The following is a 15,987-nucleotide window of genomic DNA, read 5'->3' as shown; positions in this document are numbered from 1 at the left end:
CATTCAGGCACAGAGCCTTCGGGGGCCGATTCATGATCCATATCGCTGTCATCACCCGGCAGGGCGCTCCGGCGGGGCATTCCATCGCCGCGGACTTCGGGCCCCAGGGCGGCACCATCGGGCGGGCCGACACCAACACGCTCGTGCTCGACGACCCCGACCGCACGGTGTCGCGCGTGCACGCGCAGGTGCTGTGCCGCGACGGGCAGTACTTCGTCATCGACCGCGGCAGCAACCCGATGCAGTGCAACGGCGTGTCGCTGGGCTCGGGCAAGGAGGCCGCGCTGAGCGACGGCGCGCGGCTGGTCATCGGCAGCTTCGAGCTCACGGTGAGCGCCAAGGCCGCGGGCGCCGCGGCTGCGTCGACCTCGCCGCCGGTCATTCCGAACACGGTGCTGGGCATGTCCACCGGGGCGGCCGCGGCAGCGCCGCCGAGCGACGACCCCTTCGCCGACCTGCTCGCGGGCCTCGCACCGCCGGCCGCACCGGCTTCCGCTCCGACCTCGGCCCCTGCCGCCGCCGCGCAACGCGATTCGCTGCTGTTCCCCGACCCGATGGAAAGCGGCTCGCGCAACGCGCAAGCCGCGAAGATCGATCCGTTCGCTGACCTGCTCGGCCCCGCGTCGTCGTCCGCGCCCGCGACGGGGCTCGGCGCGCTCGACGACTTTTCCGACCTGGGCGCGCCCGCGCACGGCAAGGCGGCTGGCATCGACGAGCTGTTCGGCGGCATGGGCAACAGCGCAGGTGGCGGCATCGGCGGCGACCCGCTCGCGCTGTCGCCGCTGGCCGATCCGCTGCTGCAGCCCAACACGGCCTCCGACGCCGACCCGCTGGCCGCGCTGCAACGCGCGGCGCCCGCCACGCCGACGCCGCGCTCCGACCACCTGCCGATCGACCAGTTCGGCTTCATGCCGCCGAAGGCCGTGACGCCACCGGCACCTGTGCCCGCGGCTGCTCCCGCTCCGGCGCCCGCACCCGCACCCGTGGCCGCTGCCCCGCTGCCGAACTTCGACGACATGACGGGCCAGCCGATCCGCATCAGCGGGCCCGAGAATTCCGGCCGCGCTCTCGAGCCGATGCCCCCGTCGCCCCCTCCGGCCCCCCCGGTCCACGCGCCACCACCGGCGCCGGCGCCTGTACAGCGCGCCGCCCCCGTCGAGCGCACCGCCACCGACGACGAGCTGCTCGCAGCCTTCCTGCGCGGCCTCGCCAGCACGCACCAGCCGCCCGAGATGCTCACGCCCGGCCTGATGGAGCGCATCGGCGCGATGCTGCGCAGCGCCACCGAAGGCACGCTGCAGCTGCTGCTCACGCGCCAGGAGTTCAAGCGCGAGGTGCGCGCCGAGGTCACGATGATCGCGGCGCAGGCCAACAACCCGCTGAAGTTCTCGCCCACGGTGGAGGTGGCGCTCGCGCACCTGCTGGGGCCCGGCGTGCGCGGCTTCATGCCGCCCGAGGCCGCGATGCGCGACGCCTTCAACGACCTGCGCGCGCACCAGTTCGGCGTGATGGTGGGCATGCGCGCGGCGCTGGCCCATGTCATCGCGCGCTTCGAGCCCGCGGAGCTGGAGAAGAAGATCAGCGCGAAGACGGCGCTCGACTCGCTCTTCAGCGCCAACCGCAAGGCCAAGCTGTGGGACCAGTTCGTGTCGCTGTACGGCGGCATCGCGAGCGAGGCGGAGGACGACTTCCACAGCCTCTTCGGCAAGGCCTTTCTCCAGGCCTACGAAGAGCAGATGGCGCGCCTGAAGTCCGACGCCTGAGACGGCCCGGGCGCACCGAACGGCAACGACGGCAACAACAGCAGCAGCACCTGCACACGCGAGAGGCACCCCGCTTGGAAATCGAAATCGTCACGCTCTCCCGGCAGGGCGGCCGCACCTACAACGAGGACGTGCACGGCCACTGGCACGACGAGCGCTACGTCGCCTGCCTGGTGGCCGACGGCGCGGGCGGCCACGGCGGCGGCGACGTGGCCGCGGCCACCGCGCGCAGCAGCATGCTGGGCGGCTTCTCGGCCGCGCCGGGGCTGGACGAGCCCACGCTGCGCCGGCTGGTGGAGCAGGCCAACCTCGACGTGGTGGCGCGCCAGGCCGAAGGCGGCAAGCTCGCGGGCATGCGCTCGACGGTGGTGTTCGCGGCCATCGACCTGGAGAGCCAGGCGCTGGCCTGGGTGCACAGCGGCGACAGCCGCGCCTACCTGTTCCGTGGCGGCGCCATCGTGGCGCGCACCACCGACCACAGCCTGGTGCAGCAGATGGTGGCCGGCGGCATGCTCGACGAAGAGGGCGCGCGGCTGCATCCGCAACGCAACATGCTGCTGTCGGCGCTCGGCTCCATCGAGGAGGCGCCCGACATCGCGGTGTCCGACCGCATGCGCCTGCTGCCCGGCGACGTGCTGCTGCTGTGCAGCGACGGCGTGTGGGAGCCGCTGGGCGACGAGCGCCTGATCGACACGCTGCACGCCTCGCGCACGCCCAGCCAGTGGACCGAGTTGATCGACGCGCAGGTGAAGGCCAACGCCAAGCCAGGCCACGACAACTACACGGCGCTCACGCTGTGGGTGATCGACGAGGACGCCGACGCGACACGGCTGATGGAGCCGATGGCCGAGCCGGCGCCGGGCGACTGAACCCCGGCACCCGCTGCGGGCGTCAGGTGCCGCGCGTCAGGCGCTCACCAGCAGGTGCGCGTTCAGGTCGAACGGGATGCCGGCCGCATCGAAGGCATGCTGCGCATAGCAATCGGCGTTGTGCGTGCGCTGCCAGGGCAACAGCTTCTGGTATTTGCCGTCCTTGCGGTGCGCGTAGCCGTAGTCGGTGATGCTGTTCTGCGTCTCCGCGACCGGGCCGACGTAGTGCGCCGTCTCGTGGATCAGCACATAGGAGAAAGCGTCGCTGTCGAGGTTCTGCATGCGCGCGCACAGGTAGATGCTGCCGCGGGGCATGCCGTTCCATTTCAGGTTGCGTTGCGAAAGGTCGTAGCCGCCGGAGAAAGTGAAGGCGTAGGCGCCTTCGTTGCTGCCGAGCGGCTCGTCCGTTGCCAGCACCAGCCCGCGCGGCACGTAGCCGAGCGCCGTCTGCATGTTGAGGTAGATGCTGTCGACAAAGCCCAGCGCGGTGCTCCAGCCGCTGGCCCCCGGGAACTTGTCGATCTGGAAGTGCTTCGCGGCCTTTTCCCAGTCGGACTTGCCGATGCCCCAGGTGTTGGGCTTGCCGGTCTTGAAGTAGCGCGCGCGGTCGACCGACATGCGCGCCAGGTTGATGATGTGCATCGCGCGTGCGCGGTGCTTCTGCATCTCGGCGGGCAGGTCGGCGTAGGTGCCCGCGGCGGTGCACAGCGCCTTGTCGGTGCGCTTGTCGGGGTCGACCACGCCGTCGGCGCCTTCGAGGCCGAAGTGCTTTTTCTGGAAGCCGGTGATGCCCTTCAGCGTCAGCGGCCCGAACTTGCCGTCCACCACCAGCGCGGGGCTGGGGCCGCCTTCGAGGGGCGTGAAACGGTTGAGCGCCGTCTGCACCTTGCGCACGTCGGCCGGCGTGTTGCGGCAGCGCGCGGCGGAACCGACCGCGGCGCTCAGCCCCAGCACGGTGCCGGCGGAACTGCCGAGGCTGTCGAACGTGCGGCAGCCCTCGGTTCCGCAAAATGCCGTCATGCCTGTGTTGCTCATGGTCAGACCTTTACTGCGCTGAGTGCGCCGCCGCGGTTGGAGCTGCCGGTCAACGCATTGCCGGGGCCCTTGAAGGTTTCGACGGTGCCCACGTTCGAGGTGAGCGGCGCCCAGCTGATCTTCATGTCGCCGGCGTTGCCGAAGGTGCAGCTGCCGCCGTTCTGCCGGTTGCTCATGGGCGTGTTCTGCGACATGGGGCGCGTGTAGGTCCAGCTCGCCCCGCTCGTGTCGTCGATCAGGTAGTAGTAGGTCTGGCCTTCCTGCTGCACGCGCCACCATCCGCGTGCCCATGCGGGCGTGGGTGTCTTGGGGGCGTTCACGGGCAGGCTGGCGAACATGCCGTCCAGGATGGTGTCGACCTGCGCGTCGGTCGCGGTCTTCAGGAAGATCTTGAGCGCGGCCTCGAAGCCCGTGAGCTGCGACGACGGCGGTTGCCTGTACGGGTTGACGGCGTAGGTGGCGCCGGTGTTCTTCATGCTGAAGTTCACCCAGTCGATGTGGATGTGGTCTTCGTGGCGGGTGTCGGCGGTGTACTTGCCGGCCTCGAGCTTGCGCCCGCCGTAGCCGGTGCCGTCGGCGCCGCGCACCCAGAAGTGCACCGGGGAGTTGGTGGTTGCGTTGCGCACGGTGAAGATGAACGCCGACCACTGCATGGCGTCGAAGTTCTTCACCAGGCCGGCCATGATGCGCCGGCCGATGCGCGCGTCGGCGTCCTTCTTGTAGTTCAGCATGATGTCCAGCGCGATGCCGGAGGTGTGCCGCGTGCCGGGCTGGATGTTGTTGCCCGCGTCCAGCTTGACGCCGGGGAACTCGTCCTTCAGCACGGTCATCAGCGTGGCGATGGCGGGCGAGATGTCGGCCATGGTGTGTTCTCCTTGAGGCCAGGGAAGCAGAAGAAGGTGAAGGCGGTGAGGGCAGCGACGGCGGCGAGCCTCGCCGGCCGTGTGCGAACCGCCGCCTTCTTTGTGCGGGCCGGGTTCCACACCACGTCCGGGCCGGCACGTCGCCGGGACCCGGGTGGTGTGAAGATGCCGCAGCGGTGGCTGCTGCCACCGTGCGTTCAGCGCGTCTCGGTCGAGCGCGTGTCCCAGCCGAACTTGATGTCGCCGCCCATGGTGCCGTCGGCCTTCTGCGGCTTGTAGGCGATCTCGATGTCACCGTAGGACACGGCCACGCTCTCGTGCACTTCGCCGCCTTGCGCCGCGCTCACGTTGAAGTCGGCAATGCGCACTTCCTTGAAGGTCACGGTCATGAAGGTCTGCTGGCCTTCGCCCGACTTGGCCATCACGAGCGTGGCCTTGTCGAAGTGCTTGCCGTTGGCGCAGGCCTTGGCCAGCGTGGGCGAGGAGCTGTCGAACTTCTTCGTCAAGGTGACCATGCCGGGCGAGCCCTTGCCGACCGACGAACCGCCGCCGACCGTGCAGGTGGCGTTGTGCACGTTCCAGCTCCAGCTCATGAGCTCGATCTCGTCCTTGTGGTCCTTGTGCGCGGCTTCGCCCTTGACGCCGTCGATCTTGAAATGGCAGTCGATCATGTTCTTTCTCCTGGATGGCCTTGCGATGCGGCCGGGTGGTTGAAAAAGCGCTCCGGGCCTGCCCGGACTCTTGCCTGTGGGTGCCGGGCGACGTCCTGTCGCCGGCTGTCTCTAGAACGAAGACGCCGCGCGGGTTTCAAAGGATTCGCGGCATGTCTTCCGAAAAAATCTGCTGTCTTGCCGGCTGCCTGCACGCCGCTTACTTGCCGCCCTTGGCGGACGGCAGCTTCGACACCAGCCGCAGCGAGACCGTGAGGCCTTCGAGCTGGTAGTGCGGGCGCAGGAAGAACTTGGAGGTGTAGTAGCCGGGGTTGCCCTCGACCTCTTCCACCACCACCTCGGCGGCGGCCAGGGGCTTCTGCGCCTTGGTGGTCTCCGACGAGTTGACGGGGTCGCCGTCCACGTAGTTCATGATCCATTTGTTGAGCCAGCGCTGCATTTCCTCGCGCTCCTTGAAGCTGCCGACCTTGTCGCGCACGATGCACTTCAGGTAGTGCGCAAAGCGGTTGCAGGCGAACAGGTAGGGCAGGCGCGCGGCCAGGTTGGCGTTGGCCGTGGCGTCGGGGTCGTCGTACTCGGCCGGCTTGTGCAGCGACTGCGCGCCGATGAAGGCCGCGAAGTCGGAGTTCTTGCGGTGGATGAGCGACAGCAGCCCGGCCTTGGACAGCTCGGCCTCGCGCCGGTCGCTGATGGCGATCTCGGTGGGGCACTTCTGGTCCACGCCGCCGTCGTCGCTCGGGAAGGTGTGCAGCGGCAGGTTCTCCACCGCGCCGCCCGACTCGATGCCGCGAATGCGCGAACCCCAGCCGTACAGCTTGTACGAGCGGTTGATGTTGGTGGCCATGGCGTAGGCCGCGTTGGCCCAGGCGTACTTGCCGTGGTCGGCGCCGGCGGTGTCTTCCTCGAAGTCGAACTCCTCCACCGGGTTGGTGTTGGCGCCGTAGGGCGTGCGCGCCAGGAAGCGCGGCATGCACAGGCCCAGGTACTTGGCGTCGTCCGATTCGCGCAGCGAGCGCCAGCCGGCGTACTCGGGCGTGAGGAAGATCTTGGTCAGGTCGCGCGGGTTCGCGAGCTCCTGCCACGACTCCATCTGCATCAGGTTGGGGCTGGCGCCGGTGATGAAGGGCGCGTGCGCAGAGGCCGCGATCTTGGCCATCTCGCCGAGCAGTTCCACATCGGGCGGGCTCTGGTCGAAGTGGTAGTCGCCCACCAGCGCGCCGAAGGGCTCGCCGCCGAACTGGCCGTACTCCTGCTCGTAGATCTTCTTGAACATCGGGCTCTGGTCCCAGGCCGCGCCCTTGAACTTCTTCAGGTTCTTGGCCAGTTCCACCTTCGAGATGTCCATCACGCGGATCTTCAGGTGCTCGTCGGTCTCGGTGTTGTTCACCATGTAGTGCAGGCCGCGCCATGCACTCTCGAGCTTCTGGTAGTCGGGGTGGTGAATGATCTTGTTCACCTGGTCGGTGAGCTTGGCGTCGATCGCGGCGATCATGGCCTGGATCGACTTGGTCACGTCCTTGCCGATGACGGTGCTGTTGCTCAGCGCCTGCTGCGCCAGTGTGAGCACCGCGGCTTCGACGGCGCTCTTGGCTTCGTCGCTGCGCGGCTTGAATTCCTTTTGCAGCAGCGACGAAAAGTCGCTGCCCGCGTACGCGACATCTTTCAGCGCGCTCTGTTCGAGTGCTTCGGCCATGGTGGGTTACTCCTCGTGTACCGGTGGTTCAGGCGAATGGGGGTCAGGCGATCTGGCGATCAGGCGGCCGGCGCGCTGCCGTCCTCGGGCTTCTTGCTGGCGGCCAGCGTCTGCAGCAGGGCCGGGTCTTCGAGCACCTTGGCCAGCAGTTCTTCGGCGCCGCCCTTGCCGTCCATGTAGGTCACCAGGTTCGACAGCTGCGTGCGTGCTTCCAGCAGCTTGTTGAGCGCGCCCACCTTGCGGGCCACGGCGGCGGGCGAAAAGTCTTCCATGTTCTCGAAGGTGAGCTCGACCTTCAGGTCGCCTTCGCCGGTGAGCGAGTTCTCCACCGCGAACGCCGCGCGCGGCTTCATGGCCTTCATGCGCGAGTCGAAGTTGTCGACGTCGATCTCCAGGAACTTGCGCTCGGCCACCGCTGCGAGCGGGTCGGCCGGCTTGCCCGACAGGTCGGCCAGCACGCCCATCACGAAGGGCAGCTGCACCTTCTTCTCGGCCCCGTAGAGCTCCACGTCGTACTCGATCTGGACCCGGGGCGCCCGGTTGCGGGCGATGAATTTCTGACTGCTCTTGGCCATGAGGGTGCTCCTTGCGGTGTGGATGGCGAACGGATGCGTTGGTCTGGAAAGGGTGCGGGCGCTATTCGGACGGGCGGCGGCCCGTGACCGTCTCGATCGTGTCCATCGCGTTGGGCGCGAGGTTGGCCATGATCTCGAGGAAGCTCACGCCGATGAGCTTCTTGGCGCGCTCGATCAGCAGCGGCGCGGGGTTGCCCGGCTCGGCCTGCTCGAGGTAGCGGATCACGCGGTCGAGCATCTGCACGGCGTCCTGGCGGTTCTGGATCTCGCCGCGCAGCGCGGCGGGGCGCGCGCCGGACGTGCCTGCGGATTGCGCGTCGGCGCCTGCGTCGTCACCGGCTTCGGCGGTTGCATCGGCCGGTGCGCCGCTGGCCGCCGCGCTGGCCTTGTGCAGCACGCGGCCGATGGCACGCAACGGATCGAGGTCGACGGCATCGGCACGGCCGGTGCGCTCGACGATGAGCTTGTGCAACCGGTCGATCAGCGCGGGCATGCCGACGGCGGCCTGGATGGCCTCGGGCCGCTCGGCCTGGATCGCCTCGAGGCCGCCGTGCACCTGCGCCATCGAATAGGTGGCTTCGCCGCCGACGGCCGTGAGCGCGTTGTGCGCAATGGCGATGTCGCGCACGCGGATCGGGCCCACGCCGCGCGCGATGCCGACCTGCGCCTCGTACAGGTCGCGCAGGCCCATGGCCTCGTCGGTCAGCGGCGCGAGCGCGTTCAGGCGCATCGTCGGGTCGTTGCCGTCGTCGGCATCGAGCTTTGGATGTATGCCTTCCCAAAACGTGTCGAGCAATCCGTTGAGCAACTGCAGCCCGGCGGCGAAGCCCATCACGCCCTGCGTGCGTGCCGATGCGCGCAGCAGCAGCACGGCGGCGCGCACGTCCTTGCTGCGCCGGAGGATCGATTCGGCCTGCTCGCCCACCTCGCGCCACTCGGGCTCGACCGCGGGGATCACGGTGTCGCCGAACTGCTGCTCGGGCTTGCCTTGCGCAGCGGCGACGAGGGCCGTGAAGTCCGCGTCGTATTCGAGATCGTCCCCGCATGGCGAGGCCTCGCCGATGGGCGCGAGCAGTGTGGCTGCAAGTTCGTTGGTCAGCATGTTGCCTGTTCGAGTTGGCTGGTGATAATCAAAGAAGCACCTGAACCGGTCAATGCAACGAAGGGAATAGCATGCGCACGCTGGGTACACACCATTCGTCCTATGAAGGCTTCCTTGGCGCTGCCACGCGGCGCCGCATCGCCGTTCTTGGCCTTGCTGCAGCGGGTCTCCTGATCGCCGGCTGCGCGGCCAAGCCCGTGGTCACCACGGTGTCGGTGAACCTCACGGCGGGCGCCGACGCCAACCCCGACGCGCGCGGGCGCGCCTCGCCGCTCACGGTGCGCGTGTACGCGCTGAAGTCGCCCGGTCCGTTCGAGGGCGCCGACTTCTTCTCGCTGTTCGAGAAGGACCAGGCCACGCTCGGCGCCGAACTCGTGCAGCGCGAAGAAGTGCTGCTGCGGCCCGGCGAGAGCAAGAAGCTCGAGTTCAACCTGCCGCCCGACGCCAAGGCCATCGGCGTGATGGCGGCGTTTCGCGACCTCGACCGCGCGCGCTGGCGCGAGGTGCGCCCCGTGACCACGGGCAAGGCGCACACGCTCGATGTGGCCTTCGGCGCCAGGCAGATCCGCATCGACAGCAAGTAGCCTGCGCGGCGCGCGTCTGCCAGCGTCTGCCAGCGCCTGCCAGCCCGTGTCACAGCGGCGCGAGTTGCGTGCTTGGCGTGTTCGACGTGGCGGAAGAGGGCCGCCCCGGCCGCACCAGCGGCTGGTCGGCCGGCAGGAAGTGACCGAACAGGTCGCTCACGAAGGCACCGCCGCTGTCGGCCGCATCGTCTGCGTGCGCCTGCGACGCGGAGGCCGTGAGGTAGAGGCCGCGCCAGCGCGGCATGCGCGTGCCCTTGCCGTGGCTTTCGAACAGCACCTCGGCGAACTGCCGCAGGCCCGGCTGCAGCGCGCGCACGTCTTCCACGAACGAATGAACGGCCAGCCGCGCCGCCGCGCTGGGCTGCTCGCGCAGCAGCGCCATGCGCAGGCCGTGGAGCTGCTGCACGATGGGCTCGAACACCGCGTCGAAGCGCGCGCCCGCCGGCGTCTCGATGAAGGCCGACGGGTCGGTCAACCGGTGGCCGATGGCCTGTGCCAGCACCTCGGGCGCGAGTGCGCCGCGCAGCACCGCATAGCCCGCGAGTTGCTCCAGCCCGGTCACCACCAGGTAGGTGGGCAGCTGCAGGCGCAGCGTGTCGCTGGTCTCGTCGAGCAGGTGGCGCAGGCGCGCGGCCTTCGGCCGGAGCTCGGTGGCGTCGTCGTGCAGCAGCTCGTGCGCGCCCACGCACACCACCAGGCCGTTGAGCGGCAGGCGGTTGCGCCGCTCGGCCAGCGCAAGCAGCGACTGCAGCCACAGCCCGCGCATGGCGGGCGTGCCGCCGGTGTCGCCCGCCAGGCCCGGATGGGTTTCCACGGCCATGGCCGCGCCGGTCAGCCACCAGTGCCACCAGGCGCCGCCGAACGGATCGCCCGAGGCGGCGGCATGCGCACCGGCATCGTCGCCGGCCGGCGCCCGCTCGCCGCGTGCCGTGGCCAGCAGCGCCGGCACGCGGGCCTGCGTGCCGCCGAAGAAGAGGAACCACGGCACCAGGGCCGCGGACTTCGAGCGCAAGGTGCGGCGCAGGGTCTGCTGCGCCTGCGACATGCCGTCGCGCAGGGCGTCGACCGCCGCCTGGTCGGCCTCGGCCGGCGGTGCGCCCATGGCCGCGATTCGCCGCACCAGCCCGCGCCGGCGCGCGCCGCAGCCGGCGTCGCGCACCACCGCGTACAGCAGGCCGAAGCCGAGCACGCACAGCGACAGCAGCAGCCAGAAGCGGTGGGCGGGGGAAAGCAGGGCGGTCATGTCAGCGCGGCGTCGTTTCGAAGAACACGAAGTCGGCGATCAGCCGCTCGCTGTTCTTGCTGGCCGCCAGCGCCTCGCGCAGGCGCAGCAGGTAGGCCGAGGCCAGCTCGAAGGGCGGCCGGTTGGAGGTTTCGCTGAACGGCATCGGCGCCGACAGCACCGTGATCAGCACGCTGCCGAAGGGCGGGCTCACCAGCCAGCTCGAAGGAATGTCGCGGCCCAGCTCCAGCGACTGGCCGGCGCGCAGCGCGAGCGGCGCCGGGCCGGGGTTGAGGTGCATCACGGAACCGTCGGCCGTGTAGTAGTCGACCCAGATGTAGCTGTCGTGACGCGGCGCCACCACCTGCACGCGCACGGTGTCGCCCTCGCGCAGCTTGCCGTCGTGCGCAAAGGGCGCGTCCACGTCGAGGCCGTAGGCCTTCTCGACGTTGCGTGCCTGGTAGGGCTTGAGGATGGAGAACACCTCGCAATGCGGCCACACGCGCAGGCCGATGTCGAAGCGCGGCGAGCGCACGCCGGGCATGGCGCTCACCTCGCGCTCCACGCGCGGCAGGTCGCCGGGCACCGAGACGTAGCCGCTCACGCGGGTGCGGCCGTCGGGCTCCACCGCCGCGGAAAGGTCGGCGCAGGCGAAGCTCTGCAGGTGCTGCTCCACGCGCTGGCCCAGGCCCGTGGCCACCGCCGGCGGGCCGGTCGACCACAGCCACAGCAGGTACAGCAGCGGCAGCGTGAGCGCCAGCGCGGCGCTGCTGCGCAGCAGGGTGCGGTCGCGCCGGCGCGTGTCGTTGGGGCCGCGCGGGTCGGCCACGCCGTAGGGTTGCGGCGTGATGCGGTCCTGCGCGAGCGTGGCGAGCGGCAGCGGGCGCATCCGCAGCTGCTGGCCGTGCAGGTCCTTCAGCTTGCCGAGCTCGCCCTGGTCGCCTTCCTCGAAGTAGTACTGGCCCTTGAAGCCGAGCGCCAGCGCGTGCCAGTAGACCTCGCGCACATCGTCGTCCTCGGGGCCCAGGGCCGAGAGGTGGTGGAAGAACTCGCTGTGCGCGTTGTTCGAGTTGAAGAGCTGCACCTGCAGCGCCGGGGTGCCGTTGGCGCGCGGGTGGCGCGCCAGGATCTCGTCGATCCACGCCACCATGGCGAAGGCTGCCGACTCGACCTGCGCCGCGGGCGTGCCCTCGGCGTCGGCGGCGGCGCGCGCGCCGTCCAGCAGCCGGCGCGCCTGCTGCTGGGCCGCCTCGTGCGCGAGCATCGGTGCGCCGGCCGCGATCGACGCGTCCAGCGCGAGGCCGAACGAGACGAGGGCGCAGAAGTGGTCGAAAAGATGGGCCATGGGCGGGCCCGCTCAGTCGTGCGTTGCGAAGGATGCCTTGCACCGGCGTCTGCAGCGATGGCACATGCCCATGTCCCCGGTTCCTTCGAGTGGTGGTTCATTCTTCCCGAAGGGCCGCCGTGCGCCATACCGCTTGGGGTCTATGCCGTTGGTAGGGCCGGCGGTCTTGCTGCGCCGGGCATTCGCCGTTATCTTCAGCGTCTGCAAAGATCTCTGCATGCTGGGACACGGGAAAATGCCATGAAAATCCTGATCGCCGACGACCACAGGCTCGTCATCGAGGCGGTCAAAGCCAAGTTGTCGGAGCTGGAGCCTGGCATCGAATTCGTTCTGGCGATGAGCGTCGACGAATTGCTTGCCGGGGCAACCGACGACCTCGACCTGGCCCTGATCGACCTGAACATGCCCGGCGCCGACGGGCAGGCCCACATCGACGACATCCGCCGCCGCCATCCGGCGGTACCGGTCATCGTGCTGTCGGGCTACGAAGACCCCGCCATCATGCGCAGCGCGCTCGAGCGCGGCGTGCTGGGCTTCATTCCCAAGGCCTATTCACCCGAGGTGATGCTGTCCGCCGTGCGGCTGGTGCTGGCCGGCGGCGTGTACGTGCCGCCGATGATGCTCACGGCGCTGCCGCCGGGCATCGTGGCCGGCGTGTCGCAGCAGGCGGCGACCGAGGCCTTCGCGCGCGGCGGGAACGGCGGCGGTGGCTCGGGTAGCGGCCAGACGCTGGAGCACCTGCGCAACGTGCTGACCGAGCGCCAGGTCGAGGTGCTGCAGCTGCTGTCGCAGGGCAAGCCCAACAAGCTGATCGGGCGCAGCCTGGGCATCAGCGAAGGCACCGTGAAGATCCACCTGGCCGCGATCTTCCGTGCGCTGAACGTGCGCAATCGCACCGAGGCGGTGGTGGCGGCGCAGGCGCTGACCGAGGCGCAGGCCTGAAGTCCCGAGGCCCCGAAGCCTGCCGCGCTTGCCGCGGCTAGGCGGCGCGCAGGGCCGGCAACGGTTCGGCCGTGACGCTGTCGCCGCCATCGCCGCCATCGCCGCCGTCCCCGAGATCGCTGGCGCTGCGCAACCCCTCTTTTCTTTGCGCGATGGCTTGCGCCAGGAACTCCGCGTCGCGCGCCACGCCCGAGAAGCGCCCCGACCCCCAGGTGTGCAGCCAGGGCAGGCCCAGGAAGTAGAGCCCCGGCTCGTTCGTCACGCCGCGCAGGTGCACCGGCGCGCCGCGCCCGTTGAACACCGGCGCATCGACCCACGCGAAGTCCGGCGAGAAGCCGATGCACCACACCACGCTGGTGATGCCCGCGGCAGCCAGGTCGAGCCGCGTGCGTTCTTCCCGCGGTTCCCACACCGGCGTGTAGACCGAGGGCGGCGGCGCTTCGATGCCTTGCGCCGCAATGTGCCGGTCGATCGACTTGTTGATGCGGTTGTAGGTGTCGTCCGCCGCATCGAGGTTGTCGCGCAGGTTGGGCTGCAGCTCGAAGTTGCCGTTGTCGAACCCGTTCAGCAGCCCATACAACGCCATGCCTTCGAGCGCGAAGCGACGCAGGTCGATGTCGCGCCCGCCGTCGCGGCCGGTCACGTAGTGGTTGGTGTTGTCGCGCACGCCTTCGCGCAGCGGGTGCTCGGTGACGGGCATGTCGTAGTACTTCATGTCGGCCAGCCAGTCGACCACTTCGCGGCCGCGGTAGAAGCGCGCGCAGCGCGGCGCATGGCCCGTGGCCAGGTGCACCTTGCGCCCGGCCAGGTGCAGGTCTTCGGCGATCTGCGCGCCCGACTGGCCGCAGCCCACCACCAGCACCGCGCCTTCGGGGAGCTGCGCCGCGTTGCGGTACTGCGCCGAATGGAACTGCGCCACGTGCGCGGGCAGCTTCTCGGCCAGGCGCGGCACGATGGGGCGGTGGTAGCCGCCCGAGGCCACCACCACCTGGTCGGCGGTGTAGAGGCCGGTGTCGGTCTGCACGTTGAAGCGGTCGCGCTCGCCGGCACCGGGCGCACCGGACGCACCGGACGCACTTGGCGCACTTGGGGCACTTGGCGCGCGCGAGACGCGCTCCACCGTCACGCCCTCGATGGCCGGCGGCTTCACATGGCCGACGAAGCCCGCGAGCCATTCGTTGATCTGCTCCTTCACCATGAAGCCGTGCGGATCGTTGCCCGTGTAGCCCCAGCCCGGCAGCTGGCACTGCCAGTTGGGCGTGACGAGGCAGAACGAGTCCCAGCGCTGCGTGCGCCAGCTGTGCACGAGGCTGCGCTTCTCGATCACCAGGTGGTCGATGCCGCGCTGCTGCAGGCAGTGGCTCAGCGACAGGCCGGCCTGGCCGCCGCCGACGATGACGACGCTGTAGTGGCTGCGTCCGCCGTAGGGGTGTGACATGGGGTCCTTCTTTCTCTCTTCTGGATGTGGGGGGCGTCAGTCGAAGGCGACGACGGTGACCTGCGCGTCCGCGGTTTCCGCGAAGCGCGCAGCGATGTGTTCGATTTCCGCGAGCTGGTCCATCGCCTGCGAGCAGGCAAAGCCGTACTTCGCGCGCACGCGTTCGGAGGCCAGGCCCAATGCCTCGCGCGCGTGCCGCATGAACTCGCCGAGGGCGTAGGGCTCGCCGGGCACGAGGTGTTCGCGCACCACGCTGGAGGGCGAGTAGCAGCGGGTTTCGCTGGCGTCGGGCCAGCGCACGCGGAAGTGCGTCACAGGCATGGGGCGGCCTCCGGTTGCAGGCCGGGCGGCTGGATGAAAGCGTCGCTGCCGAAGTCCCACAGCAGCGCTTCTTCGCCCTTGGCGCGCAAGCGCACCCGCCGCGTGGCGTCGACCTCGCCGACCACGGCGCAGGCGATGTCGCGCGCGGCGAAGCGCGCCAGCACCGATGCCACCTGCGCGGGCGCCACGCTCAGCACGAAGCCGTAGCTGGGGAACGACGAGAGCCAGCGCATCAGCGGCACGCCGTCGGGCCTGGGCAGCGCGTCGAGGTCGATGCGCGCGCCCACGCCCGAGCATTCGAGCAGCATCAGGGCCGTGCCCACGGCGCCGGCCATGCTGATGTCCTTGCCGGCGCCGCACAGGCCGTCTTCGGCGAGCGAGGGCAGCAGCTCGAGGTCGGCGCGCAGCCGCGCGGCGGGCGCGCGGGTGGAGGCGTTCCAGTACGGAAAGGGCTCCTCGTAGGCGCCGCGAAGGTCGGCCGCCATCACGAGCAGGTGGCCGGGTTGCGCGTCGAAGCTGGTGAGCAGCCGCCGCGCATGGCCCAGGATGGCCACGGCCAACTGCGGCCGCTCGCTGCGGTTGTTGCTATGCCCGCCCACGATGGGCACGCCGTAGCGCACCGCGGCTTCGGCCAGGCCGCGCAACACGTCGTCGGCCGGGCTCATGCCGCTGCTCCACAGCGCGTCGACCACGGCTGTGGGGCGCCCGCCCATGGCGTAGATGTCGCTCACGTTGACCATCACGCCGCAGTAGCCGGCGAACCAGGGCATGCGCACGATGAAGTCTTCCACCAGCCCTTCGATGGCGAACAGCAGGTAGCCGCCGTGGCCGTCGGGAATGGCCGCGCAGTCGTCGCCGATGGGCACGGCCTGCGCCAGCGCGGCATGGCCGCCGGGCAGCGAGCGGCCGAGCGCGGCCACCACGTCGCTGATGTCGCGCTTGTGGGCGAAGCCGCGTGTGGCGCGCAGGGCTTCGGCAATGGCATGGACGCCATGAGCATCGGTCATGCCATCACCTTCGCGCGCGTGACGAAGCCGCTCACCGGGTCGTGGCAGGGCGGGTACCAGGCCAGGTCGGCCTGCATGCGCGCGTGCGGGCGGCCGTGCACGCGGGTCTCTTCGAGCATCCGCCAGCCAAGCTTCCTGAACAACGGCACGTTCTGCATCTGCACCTGTGCCAGGAAGGTCTCGCAGCCCAGCGCGTTGGCGCGCGACACGGCCAGCCGGATCAGCGTGGCGCCCAGGTGTCCCTGGCTGCGGAACGCGGGGTGCACCGCCAGCCGTGACCCCCACCACTCGCCCTCTGCCTTGCCGCGGTGGATGCGCACCGTGCCCACCACCTGGTCGGGCATGCCGGCGTTGCACGACATGGCCACCAGCAGCCGGGCATGGTCGTCGATGGCATCGCGGTCGTCGCGCGCGAAGATGCCCTGCTCGATGCAGAACACCGCGCGGCGCAGCGCCATGGCTTCGTCGCGCTCCCACTGTTGCGCGGCTTCGCGCACCAGGTATTCGACGGGCGCGTAGGCGTCCGCCATTTCGCAGAGGTCGTCGATGCACAGCAT

The 15,987-nt window shown here is 69.8% G+C and carries 16 protein-coding genes; 4 read left to right on the top strand and 12 right to left on the bottom strand.

The genetic code is table 11. The features are described from left to right. The first annotated feature begins 32 nt into the window (after positions 1-32). Both tagH and BM013_RS11790 read left to right on the top strand, forming a co-directional pair. Complete coding sequence (tagH, locus tag BM013_RS11795) at positions 33-1,763, top strand: type VI secretion system-associated FHA domain protein TagH (RefSeq protein ID WP_093126949.1); 1,731 nt, start codon at positions 33-35, stop codon at positions 1,761-1,763. 74 nt (positions 1,764-1,837) lie between these two features. Next, complete coding sequence (locus tag BM013_RS11790; protein WP_093126947.1) at positions 1,838-2,632, top strand: PP2C family protein-serine/threonine phosphatase; 795 nt, start codon at positions 1,838-1,840, stop codon at positions 2,630-2,632. Between the two features lie 36 nt (positions 2,633-2,668). Here BM013_RS11790 and BM013_RS11785 read toward each other — a convergent pair whose 3' ends face one another. The 6 genes from BM013_RS11785 to tssA form a co-directional block, all read right to left on the bottom strand. Further along, positions 2,669-3,667, bottom strand: coding sequence for a peptidoglycan-binding domain-containing protein (locus BM013_RS11785; RefSeq protein ID WP_177225464.1), 999 nt, complete (start codon positions 3,665-3,667; stop codon positions 2,669-2,671). Positions 3,668-3,669: 2 nt separating this feature from the next. Then, positions 3,670-4,530, bottom strand: coding sequence for a hypothetical protein (locus BM013_RS41195; RefSeq protein WP_177206742.1), 861 nt, complete (start codon positions 4,528-4,530; stop codon positions 3,670-3,672). 197 nt (positions 4,531-4,727) lie between these two features. Beyond that, on the bottom strand, positions 4,728-5,201 hold the full coding sequence (locus BM013_RS11780) for an Hcp family type VI secretion system effector (protein ID WP_093126941.1): 474 nt from the start codon (positions 5,199-5,201) through the stop codon (positions 4,728-4,730). A gap of 199 nt (positions 5,202-5,400) precedes the next feature. Further along, positions 5,401-6,894 carry a type VI secretion system contractile sheath large subunit gene (tssC, locus tag BM013_RS11775; RefSeq protein WP_093126939.1) on the bottom strand — a complete coding sequence of 498 codons (1,494 nt, stop codon included), beginning with the start codon at positions 6,892-6,894 and terminating at the stop codon, positions 5,401-5,403. A 59-nt stretch (positions 6,895-6,953) separates the two neighbouring features. Continuing rightward, positions 6,954-7,469, bottom strand: coding sequence for a type VI secretion system contractile sheath small subunit (gene tssB / locus BM013_RS11770; protein ID WP_093126937.1), 516 nt, complete (start codon positions 7,467-7,469; stop codon positions 6,954-6,956). A 61-nt stretch (positions 7,470-7,530) separates the two neighbouring features. Then, positions 7,531-8,571, bottom strand: a complete 1,041-nt coding sequence (tssA, locus tag BM013_RS11765) for a type VI secretion system protein TssA (protein WP_093126934.1) — start codon at positions 8,569-8,571, stop codon at positions 7,531-7,533. Positions 8,572-8,642: 71 nt separating this feature from the next. Here tssA and tssJ point away from each other — a divergent pair, with 71 nt between their 5' ends. Beyond that, a complete protein-coding gene (gene tssJ / locus BM013_RS11760) occupies positions 8,643-9,155 on the top strand; it encodes a type VI secretion system lipoprotein TssJ (protein ID WP_093126932.1) in 513 nt (170 codons plus the stop codon). A gap of 49 nt (positions 9,156-9,204) precedes the next feature. Here the strand turns inward: tssJ and BM013_RS11755 are convergent, their stop codons facing one another. Both BM013_RS11755 and BM013_RS11750 read right to left on the bottom strand, forming a co-directional pair. Beyond that, entirely contained in the window at positions 9,205-10,398 is a 1,194-nt protein-coding gene (locus tag BM013_RS11755; protein WP_093126930.1) for a type VI secretion system protein, read from the bottom strand. 1 nt (position 10,399) lies between these two features. Next, complete coding sequence (locus BM013_RS11750) at positions 10,400-11,722, bottom strand: DotU family type IV/VI secretion system protein (RefSeq protein WP_093126926.1); 1,323 nt, start codon at positions 11,720-11,722, stop codon at positions 10,400-10,402. 240 nt (positions 11,723-11,962) lie between these two features. Here BM013_RS11750 and BM013_RS11745 point away from each other — a divergent pair, with 240 nt between their 5' ends. Next, on the top strand, positions 11,963-12,664 hold the full coding sequence (locus tag BM013_RS11745; protein ID WP_093126924.1) for a response regulator transcription factor: 702 nt from the start codon (positions 11,963-11,965) through the stop codon (positions 12,662-12,664). A 37-nt stretch (positions 12,665-12,701) separates the two neighbouring features. Here the strand turns inward: BM013_RS11745 and BM013_RS11740 are convergent, their stop codons facing one another. Genes BM013_RS11740 through BM013_RS11725 form a run of 4 tightly spaced genes read right to left on the bottom strand, consistent with a single transcriptional unit; the run spans position 12,702 to position 15,987 of the window. Further along, positions 12,702-14,102 carry an MSMEG_0569 family flavin-dependent oxidoreductase gene (locus BM013_RS11740; protein ID WP_256221470.1) on the bottom strand — a complete coding sequence of 467 codons (1,401 nt, stop codon included), beginning with the start codon at positions 14,100-14,102 and terminating at the stop codon, positions 12,702-12,704. A gap of 36 nt (positions 14,103-14,138) precedes the next feature. Beyond that, positions 14,139-14,423 (bottom strand): MSMEG_0570 family nitrogen starvation response protein, encoded by a 285-nt coding sequence (locus BM013_RS11735; protein WP_093126922.1) that lies wholly within the window; start codon positions 14,421-14,423, stop codon positions 14,139-14,141. Beyond that, positions 14,414-15,430 carry a sll0787 family AIR synthase-like protein gene (locus BM013_RS11730; protein ID WP_093126919.1) on the bottom strand — a complete coding sequence of 339 codons (1,017 nt, stop codon included), beginning with the start codon at positions 15,428-15,430 and terminating at the stop codon, positions 14,414-14,416. The genes BM013_RS11735 and BM013_RS11730 overlap by 10 nt, the downstream gene beginning before the upstream one ends. Continuing rightward, positions 15,427-15,987, bottom strand: a complete 561-nt coding sequence (locus BM013_RS11725; RefSeq protein WP_093126917.1) for an MSMEG_0567/Sll0786 family nitrogen starvation N-acetyltransferase — start codon at positions 15,985-15,987, stop codon at positions 15,427-15,429. Before BM013_RS11725 ends, BM013_RS11730 begins: the two co-directional genes overlap by 4 nt.

The organism is Variovorax sp. OK605, from assembly GCF_900115445.1.
GTDB lineage: Bacteria > Pseudomonadota > Gammaproteobacteria > Burkholderiales > Burkholderiaceae_C > Variovorax.
Note: the sequence above shows the minus strand (reverse complement) of the source record. Positions and strands in the feature narration are given on the sequence as shown.

Coding starts and splice junctions, on each gene's coding strand:
- tagH (WP_093126949.1), top strand. CDS start 33: ATGATCCATATCGCTGTCATCACCCGGCAGGGCGCTCCGGCGGGGCAT.
- BM013_RS11785 (WP_177225464.1), bottom strand. CDS start 3,667: ATGAGCAACACAGGCATGACGGCATTTTGCGGAACCGAGGGCTGCCGC.
- BM013_RS41195 (WP_177206742.1), bottom strand. CDS start 4,530: ATGGCCGACATCTCGCCCGCCATCGCCACGCTGATGACCGTGCTGAAG.
- BM013_RS11780 (WP_093126941.1), bottom strand. CDS start 5,201: ATGATCGACTGCCATTTCAAGATCGACGGCGTCAAGGGCGAAGCCGCG.
- tssC (WP_093126939.1), bottom strand. CDS start 6,894: ATGGCCGAAGCACTCGAACAGAGCGCGCTGAAAGATGTCGCGTACGCG.
- tssB (WP_093126937.1), bottom strand. CDS start 7,469: ATGGCCAAGAGCAGTCAGAAATTCATCGCCCGCAACCGGGCGCCCCGG.
- tssA (WP_093126934.1), bottom strand. CDS start 8,571: ATGCTGACCAACGAACTTGCAGCCACACTGCTCGCGCCCATCGGCGAG.
- tssJ (WP_093126932.1), top strand. CDS start 8,643: ATGCGCACGCTGGGTACACACCATTCGTCCTATGAAGGCTTCCTTGGC.
- BM013_RS11755 (WP_093126930.1), bottom strand. CDS start 10,398: ATGACCGCCCTGCTTTCCCCCGCCCACCGCTTCTGGCTGCTGCTGTCG.
- BM013_RS11750 (WP_093126926.1), bottom strand. CDS start 11,722: ATGGCCCATCTTTTCGACCACTTCTGCGCCCTCGTCTCGTTCGGCCTC.
- BM013_RS11745 (WP_093126924.1), top strand. CDS start 11,963: ATGAAAATCCTGATCGCCGACGACCACAGGCTCGTCATCGAGGCGGTC.
- BM013_RS11740 (WP_256221470.1), bottom strand. CDS start 14,102: ATGTCACACCCCTACGGCGGACGCAGCCACTACAGCGTCGTCATCGTC.
- BM013_RS11735 (WP_093126922.1), bottom strand. CDS start 14,423: ATGCCTGTGACGCACTTCCGCGTGCGCTGGCCCGACGCCAGCGAAACC.
- BM013_RS11730 (WP_093126919.1), bottom strand. CDS start 15,430: ATGACCGATGCTCATGGCGTCCATGCCATTGCCGAAGCCCTGCGCGCC.
- BM013_RS11725 (WP_093126917.1), bottom strand. CDS start 15,987: ATGCTGTGCATCGACGACCTCTGCGAAATGGCGGACGCCTACGCGCCC.